Here is an 11,300-nt window from a genome sequence, read left to right as displayed (position 1 = left end):
AATTATCTGCAATTATTCTAAAATTTCACTGTGAAATAGTTAATTTCTTACTTTATACAAACAAAAGATTCGGGAAATCAGAATTTAATATGTGGCAATTTTTCACCTAAAAAATTTATTTTTTGCTGAAGTTTTGCTAGGAATTTTTGATGCTGTTCAGATTCTGGATTGAAGTTTCTGTGACGCAGACTTTTTTGGATTTCATCGACTTCCTGCATTACCGAAATACTTTCCTGTGCAATATAATTTTCACTGAAAAGTTTCCAGATATAATCAATCGCAATTTGATTGGGATGCAGCATATCTTCAGTATAAAAACGATAATCCCGAAGTTCATCCATCATGATTTCGTACGATGGAAAGTAGTCGAAAGTCGAAAGTCGAAAGTCAAAAGTCTGATGAAGCGCTGTAAATAAGTGGGATTTACTTAATTGATTTTCTACAAATCCGTCTTTTATATGACGAACTGGTGAAACGGTGAAAATGAAGTTTATATCTGGATTTAATGTCTGAATTAAATCAATTGTGTTTTGAATGCTTTTCTGAATTACATCAACAGTCAATAACTCTTTTGAGAATTGTTTTTGAGGAACTTTATGACAATTGGCCACAATTTCTTCGCTTTCAAGATTTCTGTAAATCCATGAAGTTCCATAGGTAATGATGATATGCGAAGCTTCTTTTAATTGTTTATTGGTTTCAGTAATTGCTTTGTTTAAAGTTTCAAGCAATTCTTGTCGATCGGAATTACTTAAATCAGAATGCACTTCATAAGAATGCCAGCGTTCGTTATGAAAAAAAACATCTTTTTCCTGATAGAAATCTAATTCACAAACTCTTCGAAATAATTTCTCAATCGAAACCGGATTAAAGATTATCCCGAATGGATTGGTTTCATTCTGGAACTTAAAATAATCGAATTTCTCGGCAATATTTTCTGCAAAACAAGAACCAATTGAAAGCACTTTCGAATTATAATCAATTGGATTATTACTTTTTGAAATTGGAATTTGGGTTCTGAATTGCATGAGATTGTTTTGTGTAAATTTCGGTTATTTTTTTCAAAGAAAAAACCCAAATACATCGCTTAATTGAGATGTATTTAGGTTAAAATGATTTCGTTTTTAATAAATCTTTTAATAAAAGTATTGCGTAGAGCTTTCTACATTTCCATCTTTATCAAATTGCTTTGCCTCAGTTGGAAAATTTTTACCATTATAAGTATATGTAGTACTGTAAATTACAGGTGAATTTGACACAGAAGAGGTTGCAGTTTGCTTTATCACATTATAAGTAGAATAACCTAAATCAAAGTTACCCAACAATGAATTTACTCCCTTTACATTTTTAAAAGGATTATTATTTGAATCATATTCGTAAAGAGTTGTTGAAGTTTTGAATCCAGTCGCTTCGTCTTTCACTATTTTTCCGTCCTCAATACTCAATTTGCCTATTATAGCATTACTTTCAGCATTGTTATTTTCATCAACATCTACTGTTTTATAAGTGTAGGAATTGGTTAAAACTGCTGCATAATAAGTCTTTTTTATAATCTTTTTAGTGCCTGCAAACTCTGTAACTAAAACTGTTTTTAAAAAATCTCCATTATAAGTAAGTTCAGTCAAAATTAAAGGATACCCTTTGGTGTTTGATTTAAGAACTGAAGATATCAAACCATCACTATAGTAAGAATAATCCATGTAATAAACTTCCTTTGTTTCATTATTTGTTACAGTTTCTCTGTTCTTTTTAGTTCCATCATAAGTGAAATCTGTAGTGTATGAAGTTCCATTCTTGTCTACTTCAATAATTTTTTTGACAAATACTGAAGATTCCTTTGAATCATCAGATGAACAAGAGTTCAGGATAAGAACTAAAGCCGAAAAAAAAGGTAAAAATTTCTTCATTTATTTATTATTTTGATTGCTATTTCTTACAAATAAAGGCAAATAAAAAATAGTAATCAAATAAAAAAACCTAATTTTAATACTAAAAAACCTAATTGATGCTTTTTAAATCTGAATTAAAAATCTGAATTGCATGAGATTTTATTTGAACACCAATTTCAGGAATTTTCAGCAATAAAAAATCAATTATAGAAAGTATTTGGCAATAAATAGATTTTAAATACATTTCCGTTAGTATGAAAACTCAAACACAGTTATCATAATACTCCACTAAAAGTTTTATTTATATCATTATAAGACATAATTGAATTTGGTTCAAAAAATAAAATTATTTATTTACTAATTTGCCCGCCGAATCTTGATTCAGAATGATTTATATGAAAAAAATAAGATTTTTAATTGCCTGCCTGATCATAACCTTATCCTCGTATTCCCAAATAAAAGATAAAAACAAAACAGAACCTGATCCTTTTAAAGCTATACATATGTGTACTTTTGATTTAATTGGTTCACGTAATGATTTTGCTTCAAAACCTAGTGCTGCAATTATAAATTGGCCCAGATGGGAAACAGGCCAAACCATAAAAATTAAATTTCTAAACGGCGATATTTCTCTTCAGGAAAGAGTAAAAGAATGTGCACAAGAATGGCTGTTATATGCAAATCTAAAATTTGAATATGTTTCTAGTGATGAATATGCAGATATCAGAATAAGTTTCAGATGGAAAAACGACGGCAGCAGCTGGTCTGTACTAGGAAGAAATTCTACCAGTTCTTCTGCAAATTATCAGAATGAACCATCAATGAATTTTGGATGGACATCGCTCGGCAATGCGTCAACCACAAAAAGAGAAGTATTACATGAATTTGGTCATGCACTGGGACTTGTACATGAACAATCCAGTCCTGCCTCTACAATATCTTGGGATCTGCCAAAGGTCTATTCCTATTACAGCAATCTTATGGGATGGTCTAAAGAAGAAGTAGACAATTATGTCCTTTTTAAATATGAGTCAAACGAAACCAACTATAGTGTCTATGATCCTTTATCGATAATGCATTATTATGTCGATCCCGCACTTACTACAAACGGAATTGGCGTAGCAGAAGCCAAAGAATTATCAGAAACAGACATGAGATCAATAGCTATTTGGTATCCATATCCTTTAAAATCCGCAGTAAATTTTGGAGAACGCATTGATTTGATTCCTTTTACCCGAAGAGTCAAATCTTCAAACGGATTATATATGCTTGACTTCAAAAAAGGGGTATTAAGCATTATCGACACCAAAAGTCAAAGCGTTATTTGGACAGCTGGTACCACATCACAGCGATTAACCAGTTGTTCATTAGAACAAGGGAATTTAATCATTAAAAGCAAAATCAGCAACTTAGCAACTTCATCATATACGATCTGGAGAAGCAGTAATTTTACTTTTTTAGGCAACTGCAGATTAGAATTACAAGACGATGGAAATTTAGTTTTATTTCATAATGAAACCCAAAAATGGTCATCAAAATTTGGGGAAGTCTAATTTAGCAAGTGCAAAAACTCCATTTTTATTACGTTTGGAACTCTGATCCTTATTCTTAGTAGAAATACTCTGAAGAATAGCTTTCTCCATTTTCATTATCGGTACTGCTTATTGGATAACCTTCACTATTATAAACATAAGAATGTGAAGATGCTTTAGCGCCAGCTATAATATCCGAAATTTCATTGTTATAAACTCCATTGCTTTCACCGTCCGCAAATGCAATTTTATCCATTCCTAAAATGTTTTTAGAAAAATTCTTTTTATTATCAAAAACATATTTATGATTTGATGCGTTTACACCAACAATTTCGCTCACATTTCCGTCAGTAAATTTTATCACAAAAGTTCCAGCATCCAAAACTTGAGAAACAGCATCTCCACGGTAAGATTGTACCGAAATTTCATCATTTGCAGTATAAGTATAAACTTCTCTGTATCCTGTTTTTATAACTGATCCGTTAACAATTTCAGATTGTATTTTTAAAAATGACGCCAATTTTCCATCATCATTATAAATAAAAGTATTCACTTGCTGGACTGTTCCGTTTAGTGTCTTAAAATCTATTTGAGCAATTTGATCCCCAGTATAAGTATAAAAAAGATTTAGTTCTCCAGAATCATCAATCACGCTTACAATTTTATTTGCTTCGTACTGATAGTTTATTACAAGCTTTCCTTCTGAATTGGTTATAACTTGTTTTTTAAGTAAAATAGGTTCCGTTGAATTAGGGTATGACTCTTCGTTTGAACAGGAAGCCAACAAAGCTAAAATACCGAAAAGGTATACTATCTTTTTCATTTTCGTCTAGGTCAATTTGTTAGTGGTGACTTAAACTTAAATAAAAAATGACCTAAACGATGTTAAAAATTTGACTTATTTTAATAGTAAAAAAACTTATGTTGGTATAAACTTAAAGGAAAAAACAAGAAACAAAAACATAACTCACTAGTAGACAGCACTTAAATATTTCGGCCTTTTTTAAAAAAAGTCTTACCATAATTATGTGTGATAAAAAATAAACAAGTTTTTTCTCAAAAATTTTTCTAAAAAAAACAGAAGCAAATACTTTTTCATTATAATTGATTGCGGTGTTACTTTTTGAAATTGGGGTTTGGGTTCCTTATTGCATTGCTAAGCGTCTTCCAAAGATTTCAATTATTTTTAGAACTAAAAAAAGCCAGATAAAATCTGGCTTTTATAATTGAAACAATCTGGTTATTAATAGAAGTACTCCGACGTACCTAAACTGTCAGATCCTTTATCAACTTCTTTTGTTGGATATCCTTGGTCATTATAGGTAAAAGTGCTTTTTGTCCACAAATCACCATCTGCTGTATCTGTTAAAATGTTAAATTTTACTCCATTTCCTTCACCATCAACAAATGCAATTTTATCCATTCCTAAAATATTTTTGGTCGGATTGTTTTTATTGTCGTATGTATATTTATGATCTGGTTGATTTGCAGTAATTGCTATGATCTCACTTACTTCACCATCAACGAATTTAATTGTTGATGTAACACTACCACCTGTTTGAGTTTTACTATCTCCACTATAGGACTTAACCGAAATTGTACCATCGGTATTGTATGTATAAACTTCTTTATGTCCCCAATCAATATTTGGTTCTACTCTCACAAAAGTTGTTAATTTTCCTTCTGCATTATAAGAAAAGGTATTGATCTGATCGATTTTCCCATCAGGATATTTAAACTCTATTTTAGTAATTAAATCTCCTGTGTAAGTGTAATATAGATTTGTATCTCCTGAATCATCTATGGCGCTTACTATTTTATTGCCGTCATATTTGTAATTAATTGTAAGTTTTTCTCCATCAGAATTTGTAACAACAGTTTTCTTTAGTAAAACAAGATCAGAAGAAGGGGAATCATCGCTAGAACACGAATTTAATAATAGAGTCAAAGCTCCGAAAAGACATAGAATTTTTTTCATTTTGATTTGGATAAATTTGTTAATACGCAAACCTAGCACAATCAAAAATTAAAGCCTTACGGGTTTCCATAATCAAAACGCAGAATACAATTGATCCCTTTTTAACACTCTAAAAACAAGCAACATATTTAAAAAATTAAATGCGTAAAAATTTAGCCAAAGCAAAATACAGTGCTAAAAAAAATAATCATTTTCTTACTTTTAATTATCATTCAAAAGTTTAAAAAAAAGTTTCTTGAAAATTTCAAACCTATAAGTCTTCAAAAAAGCACAAATAATTTCAAGCATAAAAAAATTACATTTTAAATAACATAAATCAACTTTACAAACCCAAACAATTGCTTACTTTTGCATCTTCCACTTTTCTAAAAAATCATATGAAATTATTATATTCTTATATAATCAGACACAAAATGCTTTTGTTTTTTGCTTTGATTATGGCTTCAATAAACATTTGTTTCAGTTTATCAGATTCTATTATTACCGGTAAATTAATGCAGGATTGCGGTGTTGGCTTGCATAAATATGAAGGAAACGCCGCTGGTTTTATTAAATCTTTATCCTTCTGGCTTGGTCTATCGCTTGGTGCTGCCATGATTTCCAGAATTACCAAAAACTTTCAGGATTATTTCACTAATATAGTGATTCAGCGAACTGGCGCTCAAATGTATACCGACGGAATTAAAAAATCACTAGACTTGCCTTATGCCGAATTTGAAGATCAGCGAAGCGGTGAAACTTTAAGCAAATTAACCAAAGTACGTTCTGATTCAGAGAAATTGATTACGCTTTCAATTTCTTTAATTTTTCAGACTATTATTGGGTTCATATTTGTAATTGTATACGTTGCCCGAATTGATTTTCGTATCTCACTTATCTTTTTGGTAACAGCCCCAATTATTGCTTTAGTAAGTTCTTATCTAGGCAAAAAGATCAAAGTCGTTTCGAAAAAAATTGTGAATCAGACAAATGCTTTGGCAGGTTCAACAACAGAAAGTTTGCGAAATATTGAATTGGTAAAAAGTCTTGGTTTAACGTATCAGGAAGAAAAACGTCTGAACTTAAATACTTTCAAAATTTTACATCTTGAATTAGAAAAAGTCCGTTATATCAGAAGTTTGAGTTTTATACAGGGAACAACCGTTCACTTTTTAAGAACTTGTGTCGTTTTCACTTTGTATTATTTCCTATTTGGAGGAAAAATTATTGTTGGTGACTTATTGACAATGGTCTTTTTTACTTTCTTCATTTTTGGTCCACTGCAGGAGCTTGGAAATTTTATTATTGCCGTTAATGAAACTAAAGTTTCTATGGAAAATTTCAGAACATTATTAAATGCTCCAAAAGAATTTCGTCCAAAAAATCCAAAACATGTTGGCGCAATTCAGTCGCTATTGTTTTCAAACGTAAGTTTCAAACATAAAACAGCAAAATTCAAAGCGGTTGAGAATATTAATTTTGAAATTAAACAAGGGCAGACTGTCGCATTTGTTGGCCCCTCGGGTTCCGGAAAAACCACTTTGGTAAAATTATTAGTTGGATTATATACTCCTGCGGAAGGTCAGGTTTTTTATAACGACATTGATTCTACAGAAATCGATTTATTAGGTTTAAGAAAACAATTAGGTTTTGTAACACAGGATGCACAATTATTCTCCGGAACAATTCGTGAAAACCTTTTGTTTGTAAAACCAAATGCAACCGATGAAGATTTATACGATGCTTTAAAACGTGCAAGCTGTGACAAACTTTTAAAACGTGCCGAAGATGGTCTAAATACTACAATCGGCGAAGGCGGAATTAAAGTTTCTGGCGGTGAAAAACAACGTTTATCTATTGCCAGAGCTATTTTAAGAAATCCGAATTTATTGATTTTTGATGAAGCAACTTCTGCTTTGGATTCTATTACCGAAGAAGAAATTAATGCTACAATCCGAAATATTTCAGATAAAAACAGAATTACGGTTTTAATCGCTCACCGTTTATCGACTGTTATGCATGCTGACAGAATATTTGTTCTGGAACAAGGTAAAATCATTGAGCAAGGTAAACACGAAGATTTGATTGTGGAGAAAGGATTGTATTACGCAATGTGGCGCCAGCAAATTGGCGAGCGTAAGTAATTTTTTTTAAGATTCTAAGGTTCTAAGATACTAAGGGACTAAGTTTTTTGAATAGCGTCCAGCTTTAGCTGGATGGATGATAAATTAAAATCGAAGGGCTTTAGCCAAACTACCAAGTTTGGCTAAAGCCCTTTTCTAATTCTTCCCTTTTTCATCCAGCTAAAGCTGGACGCTATTGAATTAAAAAATATTAAACTGATATCTTATAACTTAATGATCAGATTTTTATTAAATACAAAACCCGACAGGTTTTTTACAACTTGTCGGGTTTGCTAACTATTATTTGTTTTTCTCGTCTACTAAAAGTCTTCTTAGGCTATTACTTTAATTGAATAACTAAATTTTTGGCTAATTTTTCAAATGCACCAATAACTCTTTCATATTCGTTAATTTCTATTGCTTTTTTCTCTATTCCAATCACTTTCTCAAAATGAATTACAAGTAGTTTTTTCGAATTACTTGTGTCAATAAAATCAATTGTTGCAGATAATTTAGCTGGTTCTATTGCATAGCCCGGGTAAATCCAAGTTAAGTTTACTTTCATTAAATACTGAGAATCAGAATCAGCAACAATTTTACGCTCTCCTTTTTTAAAATAATTATTAAAATAATTTACAAATGCCGGATTATAATATTTCTCTCTATTTAGAAACCAATCTCGTCTGAAATTTGCAGCTTTTTCTGGATCAGATTTTCTCTTCTCCATTTTTTCTTTTAAAAAATCTTCTTCAGAGTCAAAACCGTGCACCTGAATATTTTCATAATTAAACTCTACTTTAAACAACTTAATATCATTTAAATTTTCAAATGATCCTTCATAAATCTTATACCTTTGGGAATAACTAAATGATGTAAAAACAATTGAAACAATAATTATAAGTTTCAGTTTTCTATACATAATATTTAAATTTGTTGTCTAATATACCTGAAAACCTTTCGACTGATCTTTATTTCACAAAATCAACTGCCTTAGCCAAAGCCTCAGCAATTCCATCAACATTTTTTCCTCCTGCAGTTGCGAAGAAAGGCTGACCTCCTCCTCCACCTTGGATATATTTTCCTAATTCGCGAACCACTTGTCCTGCGTTTAGGTTTTTCTCTGCTACAATTTCTTTAGAAATGTAACAAGTCAACATTGGTTTTCCATCGTTTACAGTAGCAAAAACTACAAACAGATTTTTAGATGAATTCCCTAATTCGTAAGCTAAATCTTTTGCTCCTTCCGGATTTAAATCTACTTGTTTTGCTAAGAATTGAACTCCGTTGATTTCTTGTAATTCTTTAGCCAAATCAGCTTTCATGTTTTTCGCTTTATCTTTCAATAAAACTTCCAATTGCTTTTTCAGCTGTGCATTTTCATCTTGTAAAGCCAAAATCGATTTTACAGGATCCTGAGCATTTTTAAGTGCTTCTTTAATTTCGCTTAAAGAAACAGCCTGAGACTCAAAATATTCTTTTGCAGCTTCACTTGTAATCGCTTCAATTCTTCTGATTCCAGCTGCAACAGCGCCTTCTGAAACAATTTTGAAATGCCAGATATCAGATGTGTTTGCAACGTGTGTTCCTCCGCATAACTCAACAGAATCACCAAATTTAATGGTACGAACTAAATCACCGTATTTCTCTCCAAACAAAGCAATTGCTCCATCTTCAAGAGCCTGTTCTTTCGGAATTGCTCTTTTTTCGATCAATGGCAAACTCTCACGGATTCTTGCATTTACAAAGTTTTCAACCTCTAATAATTCTTCATCAGAAACTTTAGAGAAGTGAGAAAAGTCAAAACGCAATGAAGCATTACGAACCATCGAACCTTTTTGTTCAATATGCGTTCCTAAAATCTTACGCAAACCTTGGTGCAATAAGTGCGTAGCCGAGTGGTTTGAAGAAGTTTTAGCTCTTTGATTTGCATCAACAACTGCATTAAAAGTTGCTGTAATATTTTCTGGCAACGATTGTGTTAAATGTATCGTTTGGTTGTTTTCTTTCTTAGTATCAATGATATAAGTGATATCTCCGTTTTGAGATTCTAAATATCCTTTGTCACCTGTCTGACCTCCACTTTCTCCGTAAAATGGCGTTGCATTGAAAACCAATTGATAGATTTCTCCATCTTTTACGCTGTCAACTCTACGGTATTTTGTGATTTTCACCTGTTGTGATAATCTGTCATATCCAACAAATTCCTGAATATCATCTTCTACAATTACGTTCCAGTCTCCAGCCGTTACTTTTGATGCAGCACGAGATCTTTCTTTTTGTAACTGTAATTGTTCCTGGAATCCAGCTTCGTCTAATTTCAATCCTTTTTCAGAAAGAATCAAAGCCGTTAAATCGATTGGAAATCCGTAAGTATCATACAATTCAAATGCTTTTTTACCGTCGATTGTGTCTCCTGAATTATTTAAAATTACAGCATCTAAAAGAATTAATCCTTGATCAAGCGTACGCAAGAAAGAGTTTTCTTCTTCACGGATAACATTCGAACAAAGTGCTTTCTGCGTTCTGATTTCAGGGAAAGAATCTCCCATCTGCTCGCTTAAAGTCTCCACCAATTTATAAATAAAAGGTTCTTTTGTTCCTAAGAAAGTAAATCCGTAACGAATTGCACGACGCAAAATTCTACGAATTACATAACCTGCTCCAGTGTTAGATGGCAATTGCCCGTCTGCAATAGCAAAAGCTACAGCACGAACGTGATCTGCCACAACACGAATGGCGATATTTACTTTATCTTCTGCTTCGTTTGAAGCTTTTACAGTATAATTTGCTCCAGTAATGGTTTCAATTTCTCGAATCAAAGGCATGAAAACATCGGTATCATAATTTGATGTTTTTCCTTGTAAAGCCATACACAAACGCTCAAATCCCATTCCGGTATCAACGTGTTGTGCAGGAAGTTTTTCAAGAGAACCGTCCGCTTTACGATTGAATTCCATGAATACATTATTCCAGATTTCAACTACTTGCGGGTGATCGTTGTTTACCAAACTTTTTCCAGAAACTTCAGCTTTTTCTTCCGGAGTACGTAAATCAACGTGAATTTCAGAACAAGGTCCGCATGGCCCCTGATCTCCCATCTCCCAAAAATTATCTTTTTTATTTCCAAGAATAATTCGGTCTTCGTCGATTAATGTTTTCCAGATATCCCAAGCTTCCTGATCAAAAGGAACATTATCTTCTTTGCTTCCTTCAAAAACAGAAACATATAGATTTTCTTTCGGAATTTTATAAACTTCTGTCAATAATTCCCAAGCCCAGTTGATGGCTTCTTTTTTGAAATAATCTCCAAAAGACCAGTTTCCAAGCATCTCAAACATCGTGTGGTGATACGTATCGATACCTACTTCTTCAAGATCGTTATGTTTTCCTGAAACACGAAGACATTTTTGCGTATCGGCTATTCTAGGACTTTTTGGAGTTCCGTTCCCTAAGAAAAATTCTTTAAACTGGGCCATTCCCGAGTTATTGAACATTAAGGTTGGGTCGTCTTTAAGCACAATAGGAGCTGAAGGAACAATTGTATGTCCTTTACTCTCAAAAAAATCTAAAAATTGTTTACGTACGTCTTGTGATTTCATATTAAAATTAGAAAATGTGTCAATTTAATGTGTCAATTTGATAACTAGATAATTAGATAATTAATTCATTTGATGATGCGTTAAGTTTTTAAAATGAAATTAAAAAACTTAATAATTTAAACAATAAATTGTCTATTTTGCGCATTATCTAATGATAAAATAGCCCCAATATCTAATCATTAATCCTTGCAAAAAAAAAG

The 11,300-nt window shown here is 32.0% G+C and carries 8 protein-coding genes; 2 read left to right on the top strand and 6 right to left on the bottom strand.

The window, feature by feature from the left end:
* Positions 1 to 77: 77 nt before the first annotated feature.
* Positions 78 to 1,028 (bottom strand): GSCFA domain-containing protein, encoded by a 951-nt coding sequence (locus GKZ88_RS12685; RefSeq protein ID WP_155102737.1) that lies wholly within the window; start codon positions 1,026 to 1,028, stop codon positions 78 to 80.
* Between the two features lie 108 nt (positions 1,029 to 1,136).
* Positions 1,137 to 1,907 carry a hypothetical protein gene (locus GKZ88_RS12680; protein ID WP_155102736.1) on the bottom strand — a complete coding sequence of 257 codons (771 nt, stop codon included), beginning with the start codon at positions 1,905 to 1,907 and terminating at the stop codon, positions 1,137 to 1,139.
* Positions 1,908 to 2,284: 377 nt separating this feature from the next.
* Between GKZ88_RS12680 and GKZ88_RS12675 the strand changes: the two genes are divergently transcribed.
* A complete protein-coding gene (locus GKZ88_RS12675) occupies positions 2,285 to 3,442 on the top strand; it encodes a matrixin family metalloprotease (RefSeq protein ID WP_196216477.1) in 1,158 nt (385 codons plus the stop codon).
* Between the two features lie 55 nt (positions 3,443 to 3,497).
* Here GKZ88_RS12675 and GKZ88_RS12670 read toward each other — a convergent pair whose 3' ends face one another.
* Together GKZ88_RS12670 and GKZ88_RS12665 are read right to left on the bottom strand one after the other, a co-directional pair.
* Positions 3,498 to 4,244: a membrane lipoprotein lipid attachment site-containing protein gene (locus GKZ88_RS12670; protein ID WP_155102734.1), complete on the bottom strand. Its 747-nt coding sequence runs from the start codon at positions 4,242 to 4,244 to the stop codon at positions 3,498 to 3,500.
* A 420-nt stretch (positions 4,245 to 4,664) separates the two neighbouring features.
* Complete coding sequence (locus tag GKZ88_RS12665) at positions 4,665 to 5,399, bottom strand: hypothetical protein (protein ID WP_155102733.1); 735 nt, start codon at positions 5,397 to 5,399, stop codon at positions 4,665 to 4,667.
* A 377-nt stretch (positions 5,400 to 5,776) separates the two neighbouring features.
* Here GKZ88_RS12665 and GKZ88_RS12660 point away from each other — a divergent pair, with 377 nt between their 5' ends.
* Complete coding sequence (locus GKZ88_RS12660) at positions 5,777 to 7,522, top strand: ABC transporter ATP-binding protein (protein WP_155102732.1); 1,746 nt, start codon at positions 5,777 to 5,779, stop codon at positions 7,520 to 7,522.
* Between the two features lie 319 nt (positions 7,523 to 7,841).
* Here the strand turns inward: GKZ88_RS12660 and GKZ88_RS12655 are convergent, their stop codons facing one another.
* On the bottom strand, positions 7,842 to 8,420 hold the full coding sequence (locus GKZ88_RS12655) for a hypothetical protein (RefSeq protein ID WP_155102731.1): 579 nt from the start codon (positions 8,418 to 8,420) through the stop codon (positions 7,842 to 7,844).
* A gap of 49 nt (positions 8,421 to 8,469) precedes the next feature.
* On the bottom strand, positions 8,470 to 11,100 hold the full coding sequence (gene alaS / locus GKZ88_RS12650) for an alanine--tRNA ligase (protein ID WP_155102730.1): 2,631 nt from the start codon (positions 11,098 to 11,100) through the stop codon (positions 8,470 to 8,472).
* Positions 11,101 to 11,300: the final 200 nt, after the last annotated feature.

The organism is Flavobacterium sp. LC2016-01, assembly GCF_009711135.1.
In the GTDB taxonomy this organism is placed as follows: Bacteria; Bacteroidota; Bacteroidia; order Flavobacteriales; family Flavobacteriaceae; genus Flavobacterium.
Note: the sequence above shows the minus strand (reverse complement) of the source record. Positions and strands in the feature narration are given on the sequence as shown.

Bases quoted from the DNA above. Each gene is read 5' to 3' on its own strand.
- GKZ88_RS12675 (WP_196216477.1), top strand. From the start codon at position 2,285: ATGAAAAAAATAAGATTTTTAATTGCCTGCCTGATCATAACCTTATCC.
- GKZ88_RS12670 (WP_155102734.1), bottom strand. From the start codon at position 4,244: ATGAAAAAGATAGTATACCTTTTCGGTATTTTAGCTTTGTTGGCTTCC.
- GKZ88_RS12665 (WP_155102733.1), bottom strand. From the start codon at position 5,399: ATGAAAAAAATTCTATGTCTTTTCGGAGCTTTGACTCTATTATTAAAT.
- GKZ88_RS12680 (WP_155102736.1), bottom strand. From the start codon at position 1,907: ATGAAGAAATTTTTACCTTTTTTTTCGGCTTTAGTTCTTATCCTGAAC.
- GKZ88_RS12660 (WP_155102732.1), top strand. From the start codon at position 5,777: ATGAAATTATTATATTCTTATATAATCAGACACAAAATGCTTTTGTTT.
- GKZ88_RS12655 (WP_155102731.1), bottom strand. From the start codon at position 8,420: ATGTATAGAAAACTGAAACTTATAATTATTGTTTCAATTGTTTTTACA.
- alaS (WP_155102730.1), bottom strand. From the start codon at position 11,100: ATGAAATCACAAGACGTACGTAAACAATTTTTAGATTTTTTTGAGAGT.
- GKZ88_RS12685 (WP_155102737.1), bottom strand. From the start codon at position 1,028: ATGCAATTCAGAACCCAAATTCCAATTTCAAAAAGTAATAATCCAATT.